We start from the raw sequence: 13,041 nt of genomic DNA, 5'->3' as shown, positions 1-13,041 counted from the left end.
CGGCAGAGAACGTGCCCATCTTACGCGGGCGTGGACGAGGTCCTTCGCTCCCGCACCATGTCGGCGAACAGGGCGTGGACCCGGCGGTCCCCCGTGACCTCGGGGTGGAACGACGTCGCGAGCACGTCGCCCTGCCGCACGGCGACGACGCGGCCCGCCGCGGGACCCTCCGGGACGGTGGCCAACACCTCGACTCCGTCGCCGACCCGCTCGACCCACGGCGCCCGGATGAACACGGCACGCATCGGCTCGCCGCCCACCCGAGCGACGTCGAGGTCGGTCTCGAAGGAGTCGACCTGACGACCGAAGGCGTTGCGCCGCACCGTGATGTCGAGGCCGTCGAGATGCACGGCATCCGGGGTGGTGTCCAGGATGTCGGAGGCCAGCAGGATCATGCCGGCGCAGGACCCGTAGGCGGGCATACCGGCGGCGAGGCGCTCGCGGAGCGGAGCGAGGAGATCGAAGATCCGCAGCAGCTTCCCCATCGTGGTCGACTCGCCGCCGGGCAGCACCAGACCGTCGACGGCGTCGAGTTCCTCGGGACGGCGCACCGTCACCGCGCTCGCACCGGCGGCAGTGAGCGCCTCGAGATGCTCTCGCACGTCACCCTGCAGCGCGAGCACTCCGATTGTCGGAGCTGTCACCGTGACGTCTCGAGGCCCGGCGTGTGCTGCGCCGAGCGGTCGTAGCGCATCAGACCCTCCTGCGTGACGGCCGCGACCATCCGGCCCTGACGGTCGTAGATCCGTCCCTGGGTCAACGCGCGGCCGAGGCCGGCGGAGGGCGACGTCTGGTCGTACAGCAACCACTCGTCCGCACGGAACGGGCGCAGGAACCACAACGCGTGATCGAGCGACGCGGTCTGCGTGGCGACGTCCTCGTGCGGGACCTTCGCCGAACCCAGAAGCGTCATGTCCGACATGTACGCCAGAGCGCACACGTGGAAGACCTGGTCGTCCGGCAGCGGATCGCGGTATCGGATCCAGACCTGTTGCTGCGCAGCAAGACTGGAGCTCCGGGTGATGCGGTCCTGCGGGACGAGGCGCACGTCCCACCGGTTCCACTCCTTGTAGAACATCTTCTGCCGCAACGCCTCGTCCTCGGCGACGTCGGGGAGGTCCTCCGGACCCACCACTGCCGGCATCCGGTCCTGATGCTCGATGCCCTCGTCCTCCACGTGGAACGACGCCGACATCGTGAAGATCGCCTTGCCGTCCTGGATGCCCGTGACCCGACGCGTGGCGAACGACCGACCGTCGCGGATGCGGTCGACCGTGAAGACGGTGGGCTCGTTCGGGTTTCCGGGGCGCAGGAAGTATCCGTGCAGCGAGTGCACGCGGAACGCGGGATCCACCGTCTTCGCCGCGGACACCAACGACTGCCCGGCGACCTGGCCGCCGAACGTGCGCTGCAGCTGACTCGGGACGGAACTCCCGCGATAGATGTCGTTCTCGATGCGCTCGAGCTCGAGGATCTCTTCGATTCCGGCCATGATCACCCTTTCCGGTCGGGACAGACGGGACCTGCCCCGCGAGTACGGCAGAAGTGTCGCAGAATCGGGCCCCGGAACGACACTTCGGCCGTACTCGCGGGGGGCGGAGGCGGCGCGTCGGGCAGGATCGAGGCCGTGCCCCGCTTCTCCCCCACCACTCCCGACGCGGTGGTGGACCACGTCGTGGACCGCATCGACGCCGTCGACGGACGGTGTGTCGTGGCCGTCGACGGTGCGGACGCCGCCGATCCGGTGGCCTTCGCTCAGCGCGTCGTGGCCCGGCTCCGCACGGACGGCCGCGCCGCCGATCTCGTCTCCCTGCACGACTGGGTGCGGCCCGCGTCGCTGCGACTCGAGTACGGGCACGAGGACGAACTCTCCTACCGCACCCTGTGGTTCGACTACGACGCACTGACGCGCGAGGTGATCACGGCGGTGCGCACGCGCGATCAGTGGTTGCCCGCGCTGTGGGACGAGCGGTCCGATCGCTCCGCTCGCGCTCGGCCGCGAACGGCGGCGCAGAATCAGGTGGTGGTCGTCGCGGGCCCCATGCTGCTGGGGCGTGGCCTCGATCTCGACGTCACGGTGGCGCTGACGCTCACCGAGCGCACCGCGTCGCGCCTCACCCCGGAGGACGAGCGCTGGACGGTGCCTGCCCTGACGGCGCACGCGGAGCACGGCGAACGGGCGGACGTCGAGGTGCGGATGGACCACCCCGACCGCCCGGCCCTGCTCGTCGAGCGCTGACCACCCCCGCAGACCGGAGGTGGTGTCAGATCACCAGCCGCGCTCGGCGAGGCGGTGCGGCTGCGGGATCTCGTCGACGTTGATGCCGACCATGGCCTCGCCCAGGCCGCGGGAGACCTTGGCCAGCACGTCCGGGTCGTCGAAGAAGGTGGTCGCCTTGACGATGGCGGCGGCGCGCTGCTCGGGGTTGCCGGACTTGAAGATGCCGGACCCGACGAAGACACCCTCGGCACCGAGCTGCATCATCATCGCGGCGTCCGCCGGGGTGGCGATGCCACCGGCGGTGAACAGGGTGACGGGGAGCTTGCCCGCGCGGGCGACCTCGACGACGAGATCGTAGGGAGCCTGCAGCTCCTTCGCGGCGACGTACAGCTCGTCCTCGGGCAGCGACGTCAGGTGGCGGATCTGGTCACGCAGGGTGCGCATGTGCGTGGTCGCGTTGGACACGTCACCGGTGCCGGCCTCGCCCTTCGAGCGGATCATGGCCGCGCCCTCGGTGATCCGGCGCAGCGCCTCGCCGAGGTTGGTCGCACCACAGACGAAGGGAACCGTGAACTTCCACTTGTCGATGTGGTTCGCGTAGTCGGCGGGGGTCAGCACCTCGGACTCGTCGACGTAGTCGACGCCGAGGCTCTGCAGGATCTGTGCCTCGACGAAGTGGCCGATGCGTGCCTTCGCCATGACGGGGATGCTGACCGAGGAGATGATGCTGTCGATCATGTCGGGATCGCTCATCCGCGAGACGCCGCCCTGTGCGCGGATGTCCGCGGGCACCCGCTCGAGAGCCATGACGGCGACGGCGCCGGACTGCTCGGCGATCTTCGCCTGCTCGGCGGTGACCACGTCCATGATGACGCCACCCTTGAGCATCTCTGCCATACCGCGCTTGACGCGGGCGGTTCCGGTGGACGGAGTGGCGTCCTGCTCGGACGGGAGGGTGGTGGTCACGGTGATCTCCTCAGGCATGCGGGAATGTGTGCACCGCGAGCCTAGGCTCGGCTGGACCTCGTCGCGATAACCACTTCGACCGCACTGGCCCGCTATGGCTGCCATCACACCAGGTCAGTGGATGGCGCGCACGTCCGGATCGGTGCGGAGAGCCAGCACCGTGTCCGCCTCGTCGAGCAGCTCCGCCATCGCGCGCGGATAGACCGCGTCGCCCGAGGCGGCCAGTGACCGGATCTCGTCCGCCGTGCACCAGCGATGCCCGGTGACGACGCGACGCTCGAGCTCCGTGAAGCCCGTGCGCACCGGCTCGAACGCCTCGGCGCGGAGAGCGAAGAACAGCTCCTCCGACCGGATCACGACACCGTCGAAGGAGAACGTCGCAGTCCTACGCCACATGGGCCCGCGGAGGTCCTCCGCCGAGGCGACCATGCCGGTCTCCTCGCGCAGTTCGCGAACGGCGGCGTCGCGCAGGGTCTCCCCCACCTCGACGCCCCCACCGATGGTGAACCAGAAATGCACGTCGGGCACCGACGGATCGTGACCCCGCAGCAGCAGCACGCGGCCGCGCCCGTCGAGCAGCACGACGCGCGCCGAGGTCCGGGTCGACGCGCCCTCGACCTCCTCGAGGGTCGCCTCGCTCTCGGAGAGCTCGAAGTAGGTCGGCATCGCGGCCGTCCCGCCGAGTCGGAGCAGGCGGACGGGTCGACGCGATCGCAGTGCGACGGTGTCGCGGACCGCGTCGTTGTGGAACCGCCGGGCGATCTGCACCCGCGCCTCCGCGTCGGCGAGTTCGGAGATCATCTGCGGGTTCAGCCGGGCGAGGTCGATGCGGCCCAGCGCGACGGACACCGCGTTCTCGGCGCGCTCCCGGTCGGCTCGCTCCGCCCGTTCCGCCCGATCCGCGAGCGTCGTCAGGGTGCGGCTTTCCACCGATCCCGGCGCGTCCAGGGCGGCGGCGACCGCACGGGTCACCACCGACCGACGGGCAAGGGCGGCCTCGAGGGACTGCCAGGACCGGTCCGAGCGCACGTGCAGTCGGTCGAGACGGTGCGCCGTCGAGTACGCCCACAGGCCGAGGAGCAGGACCAGCAGTGCCACGACCACGACGGCGGCGGCCACCCAGAACGTCATCAGTCGATCACCTTCACCGTGCGACCGGCCACCGCGACCGCCTCGTACACCCGGACGATCTGCTCCGCGACGACCGGCCAGTCGTAGGACACGGCGGCGCGGCTCGCCTGACGCACCAGGTCGGCCCGCTCGTCGTCGTTCGACAGCACGCGGATCACCGCGTCCGCCATGGCCTCGGAATCGCCCACCGGGAAGAGCACACCGGCCGTGCCGTCCCGCAGCACGCGGCGGAACGCGTCCAGGTTGCTCGCGACCACGGGCGCGCCCGCGGCCATGGCCTCCACCAGCACGATGCCGAAGCTCTCGCCGCCGGTGTTCGGAGCACAGTAGATGTCGGCGCTGCGCAGTGCCGACGCCTTCTCGGCGTCCGTCGTCTGGCCGAGGAAGCGGAAGTGCTTCGCCAGATCGCCGGCCTCTCGGCACAACTTCTGCTCGTCGCCGCGGCCCACGACCAGCACCTCGATGTCCGGGAACACCGCGGCGATGGGCCGGAGCGCGGCCAGCAGGGTCTGCATGCCCTTGCGGGGCTCGTCGTAGCGGCCGATGAACACCAGCGTCCGGCCCGGCCGGGGATACCCGGGCAGCAGGGGCGCCGTCGCGAACGCGGGGACGTGGACCCCGTTGGGGATCTCCACCGCATCGGACCCCAGAGCCTCCACCTGCCACCGTCGCGCCAGCTCCGAGACGGCGATGCGCCCGGCGATCTTTTCGTGATACGGGCGCAGCACACCCTGGAAGGTGCTCAGCAGCAACGACTTCGTGGTCGAGGCGTGGAACGTGGCCACGATCGGACCGTCCGCGATCTTCAGCGACAGCATCGACAGACTGGGCGCGTTCGGCTCGTGGATGTGCAGGACCTCGAACTCGCCCTTCTCGATCCATGCCCGGATGCGGGTGTAGGTCACCGGACCGAACGCCAGGCGCGCCACAGAGCCGTTGTACGGGAAGCTCAGGGCCTTGCCCGTCGAGACGACGAAGTCGGGCAGCGCCGTCTCGTCGCTCGCCGGAGCCAGGACGCTGACACGGTGACCGCGCTGGATCAGTACCTCGGCCAGCTCCGCGACGTGCGCCTGCACACCACCCGGGACGTCGAACGAGTACGGGCAGACGATGCCGATCTTCACCGGTCGGCCTCACCGGTCATGCGGTCACGCCGACCCTGTGAGAGGTCGTCCCACCACAGCGGCTGCAGCATGTGCCAGTCGGCCGGATGCGCGGCGATGTTGGCGGCGAAGTGGTCGGCGAGCGACTGGGTGGCCTGCTCGACGCCCGCGGAGACGTCGATCGGGGGCTCGATCGAGAAACCCCAGCCGGTGGGGGTGAACCAGCAGTGCACCGGGAGCAGAGCCGCACCGGTGTCGATCGCGAGACGCGCGGGCCCGGCCGGCATGCGGGTCGGCTCCCCGAAGAACGTGACGGGCACCCCGTGGCGGGCGAGGTCGCGCTCACCGAGGAGGCACACGACCTTGCCGTCTCGCAGGCGCTCGGAGAGCTGCTCGAACGGTGGGCGTTCGCCGCCGCTCAGCGGGAAGATCTCGAACCCGAGGGACTCGCGGTACGCGACGAAGCGTTGGTAGAGCGACTCCGGCTTCAGCCGTTCGGCCACCGTCGTGAACTGGCCGCGGGTGCGCGTGAGCCAGACGCCCGCCATGTCCCAGTTCCCGCTGTGCGGGAGCGCGAGCACGGCGCCGCGGCCGGACGCCAGCGCCGCGTCCAGATGTTCCTGGCCGACGACGGCGTCGTCGATGGCCGCGGCCTGGGCCGCGAGATCCATGGACGGCAACCGGAACGCCTCGCGCCAGTACCGCGCGTAGGAGCGCACCGACGCCTGCACGAGGTCGTCCGGTACCGCGTCCGCGGTGGTGCCCAGCACGCGGGCGAGGTTGCGGCGCAGCTGCTCCGGTCCTCCGTTGCGGCGCGCGGCGAGATCGGCGCCGGCGTCGAAGAGTCGGGTCGCGACGCCGTCGGGCAGCGCCCGGACGACCCGCCATCCGGCGATGTACCCCGCGGCGCCGAGCCGCTCCGACAGACTCATCCAGCCGTGCTGTCCGGCTCGATCCGGTTGGCCTTCGGCTGGATCGGAATGATGTCGCGGGCACCGGCGGAGTTGCGGACGGCCAGTACACGCTGGAACACCGTGACGATGCTCGCCGCGGCCAGGAAGTACGTCGCGACGGGCAGAGCGAACTGCAGCCAGGTGAGATCGGCGAGTTGGCCGATGCCGGTGAGCCCGGATCCGACGAGGACGATCACCAGGCGGTCCGGACGTTCGATCAGGCCACCGTCTGCGGACAGTCCGCTCGCCTCGGCACGGGCCTTGGCGTAGGAGATGACCTGCGACGTCACCAGACACACGAGCATCGCGACGAACAGCGGCCGATCGTTCTGGTGGAAGACCGCCCACCACGACAACCCGGCGAAGATGGCGCCGTCGGCCACGCGGTCGCACGTCGCATCGAGCACCGCGCCGTACTTGCTGCCGCCGCCCCGCGCACGTGCCATCGCACCGTCGAGCATGTCGAACATGACGAACAGCCAGATCACCAGCGTGCCGATGAACAGATGGTCAGTGGGGAACAGGGTGATCGCGGCGACGACGCTCGCGACGGTGCCGATGATGGTGACGGAGTCCGGCGTGAGACCCGTGCTGTTGAGGGCGCGGCCCAACGGCGCGGTGACCTTGGACGCCGATGCCCTACCGAAGATGCTCAGCACGACGGAGTCAGTCCTTCCACGCGGCGGCGAGCAACGCGCGAGTGTCTCGGAGGAGTTGCGGCATGACCTTCGCACCGCCGATGACGGTGATGAAGTTGGCGTCACCGCCCCACCGCGGGACGACGTGCTGGTGCAGGTGCTCGGCGAGCGAACCGCCTGCGGGCGCACCGAGATTGAGCCCGACGTTGAACCCGTGCGGGCGTGAGACACGCTTCATCGTGCGGATCGCGTGCTGCGTGAATCGCATCAGCTCCACGCTCTCCTCGTCCGTGAGGTCCTCGAGGTCGGCCACCTTGCGGTACGGCACCACCATCAGGTGACCCGGGTTGTACGGGTAGAGATTCAGCACCGCGTACACGTGCTCTCCGCGCGCGACGATGAGCCCGTCCTCGTCCTCCAGCGTGGGGATCTGGGTGAACGGCTCCGACGCCATCTTGTCGTCGACCTTCGGCGCCGTCGCGATGTAGGACATCCGGTGCGGCGACCAGAGCCGCTGAAGGCGGTCCTCGTCACCCGTCCCGGTGTCCACGATGGCTCCCGCGTCGGCGGTGGCGGCGTCCTCGCTCATGCTCCGTCACTCCCGCCGGGGATGGTGTCGAAGGTGTCCGCCGTCGGGGACTCGTTGCGGCGCTGCGCCACCCAGGAGGCGACCGCCGTGACCGCGTCGTCGACGGGGACACCGTTGATCTGGGTGCCGTCGCGGAAGCGGAAGCTCACCGCACCGGCATCCGCGTCGTTCTGCCCGGCCAGCAGCATGAACGGCACCTTCTGCGTGGTGTGGTTGCGGATCTTCTTCTGCATGCGGTCGTCACTGGCGTCGACCTCGGCGCGGATGCCCGACTTCCGCAGCGCGGCGATCACACCGAAGAGGTGGTCCGCGTACGCCTCGGCGACGGGGATGCCCACCACCTGCACGGGGGCGAGCCACGCCGGGAAGGCACCCGCGTAGTGCTCGGTCAGCACACCGAAGAAGCGTTCGATGGAACCGAACAGTGCGCGGTGGATCATGACGGGGCGCGTCTTCACACCGTCGCTACCGGTGTACTCGAGGCCGAAACGATCGGGCAGGTTGAAGTCGAGCTGAATGGTCGACATCTGCCATGTCCGGCCGAGCGCGTCCTTCGCCTGCACCGAGATCTTGGGTCCGTAGAACGCGGCGCCGCCCGGATCGGGAACGAGGTGCAGCCCGGAGGCCGCGGCGACCTCGGCGAGGGTGGCGGTGGCCTCCTCCCACACCTCGTCGGAGCCGACGGACTTGTCGGGGTTACGGGTGGAGAGCTCGAGATAGAAGTCGTCGAGGCCGTAGTCCTTCAAGAGTCCGAGCACGAAGTTCAGCGTGTTCGTGAGCTCCTCGTGCATCTGCTCGCGAGTGCAGTAGATATGAGCGTCGTCCTGCGTCATACCGCGCACACGGGTCAGACCATGGATGACGCCCGACTTCTCGTAGCGGTAGACCGACCCGAACTCGAACAGCCGCAACGGAAGTTCGCGGTACGAGCGACCGCGGGAGTCGAAGATCAGGTTGTGCATCGGGCAGTTCATCGGCTTCAGGTAGTAGTCCTGGCCGGGCTTGCGCACCGTGCCGTCCTCGGCGAGTTCCGCGTCGAGATGCATCGCGGGGAACATGCCGTCCTTGTACCAGTCGAGGTGACCGGAGACCTCGTACAGCGTGCTCTTGGTGATGTGCGGTGAGTAGACGAACTCGTAGCCCTGCTCGACATGGCGCTGGCGCGAGTAATCCTCGAGCTCCTTGCGCACGATGCCACCCTTGGGGTGGAAGACCGGCAGGCCGGATCCCAACTCGTCGGGGAAGCTGAACAGGTCGAGCTCCGACCCCAGCTTGCGGTGATCGCGACGCTCGGCCTCCGCGAGGAGCTCGAGGTACGCGTCGAGCGCCTCCTGCGACTCCCAGGCGGTGCCGTACACGCGCTGTAGATCGGCCTTCGACTGATCGCCGCGCCAGTACGCGGCCGAGCTGCGGGTGAGCTTGAACGCCGGTATGTACTTGGTGGTGGGCACGTGCGGTCCGCGGCACAGATCGCCCCACTCGCGATCGCCGGTCCGCGGGTTCAGGTTGTCGTAGGCGGTGAGCTCTCCCCCGCCCACCTCCATGACCTCGGGATCGTCGACCGAGCCCTTGTCGTCGACGAGTTCGAGCTTGTACGGCTCGTCGGCCAGCTCGGCCTTGGCGGCGTCGAGGGAGTCGTAGACGCGCCGCGAGAACCGCTGACCACTCTTGATGATCTGCTTCATCTTCTTCTCGAGCTTGGTCAGGTCCTCCGGCGTGAACGGGTTCTCCACGTCGAAGTCGTAGTAGAAGCCGTTCTCGATGGGCGGGCCGATGCCCAGCTTCGCGTTCGGGAACATCTCCTGCACCGCCTGGGCCAGCACGTGCGCGGCCGAGTGGCGGATGACGCTACGGCCGTCCTCGCTGTCGGCGCGCACGGGCTCGACCTCGGTGTCCGCCTCGGGCGCCCACGACAGGTCGCGGAGTCGACCCTCCTCGTCCCGGACCACCACGATGGCGTCCGGCCCCTTGTTGGGAAGGCCGGTGTCGCGCAGCGCCGTTCCGGCGGTCGTCCCTGCGGCCACGCTGATGCGAGGTGCGAGGACAGCGGAATCGGGCATGCTCACGGTGATGCGCTCCTACGGACGTGGGTCGGTGCCGCCCGGGTGGGGCGGCGGCGACAGGTGTGGGTCGGGTGTCGTGCACAGCGTATCGGCATCGGGGACGCGGCAGACACCTCGCCCGAACGCCTGGCGCGTCAGAGAAGCGCCGACCACCGTCGGGCTCTGTCCTCGGGGGTGCGACGCGGACAGCTGACGCACATGTCGACCCCGGCCTCGAAGACCAGACAGCACGATCCACGACGGACGACACGGCGCGAGTGCGCATCCGGCGCACTCGCAGTCGCCGGTGTGACGATCGCGTCCGCCGTCACGTCCACGAAACGCGGTTCGGGGAACCGGTGCGTCCGAGCCTGCGACGTGAGGAGCCGCGCCATCGCGGTGGCGTCGGCCACGCGTCCGAGTGCGGAGGCCACGTCGAGCACCCGGTTGGCCACGGAGTCCGAGGCGATCGCCCACAGGCTCGGTGCGGACAGCCCCGGCACGCGCTGTGCGAGCCCCCCGACCAGGCGTTCGACCAGGTCCGCCACGACTGTGTCCGCCGACGTCGCCACCGTGGGCGACGTCAGTGCGGCAACGGTCCCGGTGTCGCCGATCGCCACCACCGCATCGGGAGCCGTCGGGTCGACGCAGTGCCCGGTGACGAGCATCTGGGCGCCGAGGACCAGTGCGAGCGTCGAGCTGGAGCCGTACCACCACAGCGTCGCGCACGTGGTGTCCGCGACGTCGGGCCACCGCGCGGCGGACCGAGCCAGTGCGACGTCCAGCAGCGCTGGATCGGGGATGTCCCAGCCGCCCCCGGGCGGGACCACCATGAGGTTCGCGGTCCACGGCAGCGCCTTCGCGGTGCGCGTGACGACGTCCGCGGCGGTCAGAGTGGGCTCTGCAGCCACGCCCAGTCCAGGCCCACCCAACCGGCGACCAGCTCGAGGGCGCCGAGCAGCCACAGCGTGGCGAGCACGACCACGGTGGTCAAGAGTGCGCCGAGTCCCTTGACGACGATGTTCTGCCGACCGAACCACTCCATGAACGTGTCGTACCGGGCCCGCACCCAGTGCAGGACCGTCTTGGCCCACGCGAACTCCGAGGCGAGGATGCCGAGACCGGCGAAGACGATGAGCCATCCGGGACCGGGATACGGGATGGCGACGATGCCGAGGGCGAGGACGACGGTTCCCACCGCGGCCACCGCGATGCGGTACGCACGATCCACGGTCGGGCGCGAGGCGATGCCGTCACGCCACTCGCGGTACCGGCTGCGCTCCTCGCGCCCGCGGCTGCCGCGCTCGCGCGATCCGGAGTCCGTCACCGCGGACGGGTCGGCAGTCGCTGCGCGCTCTGCGGGGGCGACCCTGTCTGCGGGGGCCTTGTCGGTACTCACCAGGTCACCATACCCGGGGACACCGACCTCGGAACGGCGAAAGGCCCCCGCTGCAGCGAGGGCCTGTCGTCTTCTCTGTGGTCCCGGCTGGGATCGAACCAGCGACCTTCCCGGTGTGAACGGGACGCTCTTCCACTGAGCCACGGGACCGGGCCGCGTGCGAGCACGCCGTCCGAACGAGGGGAAACGTTAACACGTCCCCGAGGGTGCTCCCAACACGGACCCCGACCCGCGCCGGCCACCGCTGCGGCCGACCGACCCTGCGGCGGTCGTGACAGGAGTGACGGCAGGGAAACACGGTGTGAACAGCGGATTTGTGACTTCCGGCCGACGTGGGCTAATGTTTCGAACCGCACCACGGAGGCGGAAACGCCACCGAGGAGTGTGCGGACGTGGCGCAGCTGGTAGCGCACAACCTTGCCAAGGTTGGGGTCGCGGGTTCGAATCCCGTCGTCCGCTCGAGGGTATCGAGTTCCCCGGTTCTCACGAGCCGGGGTTCTCGTCACCACGGTGGAGTGGCCGAGTGGTGAGGCAACGGCCTGCAAAGCCGTGCACACGGGTTCGATTCCCGTCTCCACCTCGTCACCCGTCACCGGGTCCCGCGCGATTAGCTCAGCGGGAGAGCGCTTCCCTGACACGGAAGAGGTCACTGGTTCAATCCCAGTATCGCGCACCACCACACGAAGCCCCCGTCCTCGGACGGGGGCTTCGTGCATTCCGCCTCATCCCACTCGGTACCGCTCGAACAGCTCGTCGAGGTGCCGCGTCGTCGTCTCGTCGTCGACGTAGTCCACCTCGTCGCGCGTCGTCACGTGCACGTGATCGTGGGCGTACTGGATCCACTCGAAATCCGCCACCAGCTGATCGCTGCCGTACGCGCCCGCCTCGTCGACGGCCTTCTGAACCGCTGCCTTGACCCGGTCCACGCGACCCGTGAAGTACTGCACCGTCATCTGTTCGCTCATGTCGATCCTCTCGTCGTCGCCACGCTGCGGCGTCGTGACCCCGCGCCATCGTTCGTCGTTCATCCTCCGCCTACCCGATCGTCCGGTGTCGTGAACGACACGTCTCGGACGTCGGGAGTGAGAAGACACAACGGCGATCGCCCGCCGATCACCCGAATCGCCGTGTGCGTCCGGCGCAGGGTGATTGACTTGCCTCATGCCTACCTGGGGTTGGTTCGTCGTGGCTCTCGTGGTCATCGATCTCGCCGTCGTCGTCACCTGGTTCGCGCTGCGACACCGCACCGCCGCCGCACGGACCGAGACCGTCGACCGTCATCCCGTCGACGCCGAGACGCACACCGCCGTGGCCGCTCTTGTGCACGCGCGCAAGCCGGCGCAGGCGATGTCGCTGCTGCGCGATCGCACGGGAATGCCTCTGCGACAAGCGAAGAACGTAGTAGACGCCGTGGAGGCGACGGACCGCCCCCACGCCGCCCACCCTCGATCGGCCTGACGGGTGGCGACACAGCCCACGAGACACGCCACGCACGCCGACGTGCCGGCCCTCGCCGATCTGGCGGGACGGACCTTCCCCCTGGCGTGTCCACCCGGAACGCTGCAGGAGGACATCGACCATTTCGTGGCGACCGTGCTGTCGGAGTCGGCGTTCCGCACCTACCTCGACGACGACGAGCGCATCGTGCGGGTCGCTCCGCAGGGCACGGCACTGGTCGGGTACACGATGCTGATCCTGTCGGCGTCGACCGACCCGGACGTGTCGAGCGCCCTCACGGCCACGGACGCCGTGGAGGTGAGCAAGATGTACAGCGACCCCGCCGCCCACGGCACGGGAGTTGCTGCAGCACTGATGGAGTCGGCCGCGGACGAGGCTCGACGGCTCGGACGCAGCGCGCTGTGGCTCGGAGTGAACCAGCAGAACGCCCGCGCGCTGGCGTTCTATCGGCGCAGCGGTTTCCGGCAGCTGGGAGAGAAGCGTTTCGCGCTGGGAGCCGTGCTGCACGAGGACTTCGTCATGCAGCGCGACCTCACCTGAC

At 69.4% G+C, this 13,041-nt stretch carries 15 protein-coding genes and 4 tRNA genes; 6 read left to right on the top strand and 13 right to left on the bottom strand.

Annotated elements, in window-relative coordinates:
* Positions 1 to 20 precede the first annotated feature (20 nt).
* Positions 21 to 644, bottom strand: a complete 624-nt coding sequence (gene pdxT, locus OHB23_RS14250) for a pyridoxal 5'-phosphate synthase glutaminase subunit PdxT (protein WP_328809759.1) — start codon at positions 642 to 644, stop codon at positions 21 to 23.
* Positions 641 to 1,492: an acyl-CoA thioesterase gene (locus OHB23_RS14245; protein WP_027505223.1), complete on the bottom strand. Its 852-nt coding sequence runs from the start codon at positions 1,490 to 1,492 to the stop codon at positions 641 to 643. The genes pdxT and OHB23_RS14245 overlap by 4 nt, the downstream gene beginning before the upstream one ends.
* A gap of 135 nt (positions 1,493 to 1,627) precedes the next feature.
* Here OHB23_RS14245 and OHB23_RS14240 point away from each other — a divergent pair, with 135 nt between their 5' ends.
* A complete protein-coding gene (locus OHB23_RS14240; RefSeq protein ID WP_328809758.1) occupies positions 1,628 to 2,239 on the top strand; it encodes a hypothetical protein in 612 nt (203 codons plus the stop codon).
* Positions 2,240 to 2,269: 30 nt separating this feature from the next.
* On the opposite strand, the gene pdxS is transcribed toward OHB23_RS14240, so the two are convergent.
* The 10 genes from pdxS to OHB23_RS14190 form a co-directional block, all read right to left on the bottom strand.
* Positions 2,270 to 3,205 (bottom strand): pyridoxal 5'-phosphate synthase lyase subunit PdxS, encoded by a 936-nt coding sequence (gene pdxS, locus OHB23_RS14235; protein WP_051613209.1) that lies wholly within the window; start codon positions 3,203 to 3,205, stop codon positions 2,270 to 2,272.
* 96 nt (positions 3,206 to 3,301) lie between these two features.
* Positions 3,302 to 4,318: an NUDIX hydrolase gene (locus OHB23_RS14230; RefSeq protein WP_027505221.1), complete on the bottom strand. Its 1,017-nt coding sequence runs from the start codon at positions 4,316 to 4,318 to the stop codon at positions 3,302 to 3,304.
* On the bottom strand, positions 4,318 to 5,442 hold the full coding sequence (locus tag OHB23_RS14225; protein ID WP_027505220.1) for a glycosyltransferase family 4 protein: 1,125 nt from the start codon (positions 5,440 to 5,442) through the stop codon (positions 4,318 to 4,320). Before OHB23_RS14225 ends, OHB23_RS14230 begins: the two co-directional genes overlap by 1 nt.
* The gene (locus tag OHB23_RS14220) at positions 5,439 to 6,353 is read right to left on the bottom strand and encodes a phosphatidylinositol mannoside acyltransferase (RefSeq protein WP_056444780.1); all 915 of its coding nucleotides are present in this window, start codon (positions 6,351 to 6,353) and stop codon (positions 5,439 to 5,441) included. Before OHB23_RS14220 ends, OHB23_RS14225 begins: the two co-directional genes overlap by 4 nt.
* Positions 6,350 to 7,033, bottom strand: coding sequence for a phosphatidylinositol phosphate synthase (gene pgsA, locus OHB23_RS14215; protein ID WP_307092859.1), 684 nt, complete (start codon positions 7,031 to 7,033; stop codon positions 6,350 to 6,352). The genes OHB23_RS14220 and pgsA overlap by 4 nt, the downstream gene beginning before the upstream one ends.
* 7 nt (positions 7,034 to 7,040) lie before the next feature.
* On the bottom strand, positions 7,041 to 7,601 hold the full coding sequence (locus OHB23_RS14210; protein WP_328809757.1) for an HIT family protein: 561 nt from the start codon (positions 7,599 to 7,601) through the stop codon (positions 7,041 to 7,043).
* On the bottom strand, positions 7,598 to 9,661 hold the full coding sequence (gene thrS, locus OHB23_RS14205) for a threonine--tRNA ligase (RefSeq protein ID WP_222649496.1): 2,064 nt from the start codon (positions 9,659 to 9,661) through the stop codon (positions 7,598 to 7,600). Before thrS ends, OHB23_RS14210 begins: the two co-directional genes overlap by 4 nt.
* Positions 9,662 to 9,798: 137 nt before the next feature.
* Entirely contained in the window at positions 9,799 to 10,554 is a 756-nt protein-coding gene (locus OHB23_RS14200; RefSeq protein ID WP_328809756.1) for a (2Fe-2S)-binding protein, read from the bottom strand.
* The gene (locus OHB23_RS14195; protein WP_051613207.1) at positions 10,533 to 10,970 is read right to left on the bottom strand and encodes a TIGR02611 family protein; all 438 of its coding nucleotides are present in this window, start codon (positions 10,968 to 10,970) and stop codon (positions 10,533 to 10,535) included. Before OHB23_RS14195 ends, OHB23_RS14200 begins: the two co-directional genes overlap by 22 nt.
* Positions 10,971 to 11,120: 150 nt before the next feature.
* Positions 11,121 to 11,192 (bottom strand) — tRNA-Val (locus OHB23_RS14190).
* A gap of 236 nt (positions 11,193 to 11,428) precedes the next feature.
* Between OHB23_RS14190 and OHB23_RS14185 the strand changes: the two genes are divergently transcribed.
* The 3 genes from OHB23_RS14185 (at position 11,429) to OHB23_RS14175 (ending at position 11,718) form a co-directional block, all read left to right on the top strand.
* A tRNA-Gly gene (locus tag OHB23_RS14185) sits at positions 11,429 to 11,501 on the top strand.
* A gap of 50 nt (positions 11,502 to 11,551) precedes the next feature.
* Positions 11,552 to 11,622, top strand: a tRNA-Cys gene (locus tag OHB23_RS14180).
* A gap of 21 nt (positions 11,623 to 11,643) precedes the next feature.
* Positions 11,644 to 11,718, top strand: a tRNA-Val gene (locus tag OHB23_RS14175).
* A 46-nt stretch (positions 11,719 to 11,764) separates the two neighbouring features.
* Here the strand turns inward: OHB23_RS14175 and OHB23_RS14170 are convergent.
* Positions 11,765 to 12,007 (bottom strand): hypothetical protein, encoded by a 243-nt coding sequence (locus OHB23_RS14170; protein WP_162246765.1) that lies wholly within the window; start codon positions 12,005 to 12,007, stop codon positions 11,765 to 11,767.
* A 196-nt stretch (positions 12,008 to 12,203) separates the two neighbouring features.
* Here OHB23_RS14170 and OHB23_RS14165 point away from each other — a divergent pair, with 196 nt between their 5' ends.
* Positions 12,204 to 12,500 carry a hypothetical protein gene (locus tag OHB23_RS14165; protein ID WP_162246766.1) on the top strand — a complete coding sequence of 99 codons (297 nt, stop codon included), beginning with the start codon at positions 12,204 to 12,206 and terminating at the stop codon, positions 12,498 to 12,500.
* 3 nt (positions 12,501 to 12,503) lie between these two features.
* Positions 12,504 to 13,040, top strand: coding sequence for a GNAT family N-acetyltransferase (locus tag OHB23_RS14160; RefSeq protein ID WP_328809755.1), 537 nt, complete (start codon positions 12,504 to 12,506; stop codon positions 13,038 to 13,040).
* The last annotated feature ends 1 nt before the right edge of the window (position 13,041 follow it).

The sequence above is a fragment of the Rhodococcus sp. NBC_00294 genome, assembly GCF_036163995.1.
In the GTDB taxonomy this organism is placed as follows: domain Bacteria; phylum Actinomycetota; class Actinomycetes; order Mycobacteriales; family Mycobacteriaceae; genus Rhodococcoides.
This window is presented reverse-complemented; position numbering and strand designations above follow the sequence as displayed.

What these genes read in the sequence shown, in the direction of transcription:
- OHB23_RS14220 (WP_056444780.1), bottom strand. Translation starts at nt 6,353, where the DNA reads ATGAGTCTGTCGGAGCGGCTCGGCGCCGCGGGGTACATCGCCGGATGG.
- OHB23_RS14230 (WP_027505221.1), bottom strand. Translation starts at nt 4,318, where the DNA reads ATGACGTTCTGGGTGGCCGCCGCCGTCGTGGTCGTGGCACTGCTGGTC.
- OHB23_RS14245 (WP_027505223.1), bottom strand. Translation starts at nt 1,492, where the DNA reads ATGGCCGGAATCGAAGAGATCCTCGAGCTCGAGCGCATCGAGAACGAC.
- pdxS (WP_051613209.1), bottom strand. Translation starts at nt 3,205, where the DNA reads ATGCCTGAGGAGATCACCGTGACCACCACCCTCCCGTCCGAGCAGGAC.
- OHB23_RS14165 (WP_162246766.1), top strand. Translation starts at nt 12,204, where the DNA reads ATGCCTACCTGGGGTTGGTTCGTCGTGGCTCTCGTGGTCATCGATCTC.
- thrS (WP_222649496.1), bottom strand. Translation starts at nt 9,661, where the DNA reads ATGCCCGATTCCGCTGTCCTCGCACCTCGCATCAGCGTGGCCGCAGGG.
- OHB23_RS14210 (WP_328809757.1), bottom strand. Translation starts at nt 7,601, where the DNA reads ATGAGCGAGGACGCCGCCACCGCCGACGCGGGAGCCATCGTGGACACC.
- OHB23_RS14170 (WP_162246765.1), bottom strand. Translation starts at nt 12,007, where the DNA reads ATGAGCGAACAGATGACGGTGCAGTACTTCACGGGTCGCGTGGACCGG.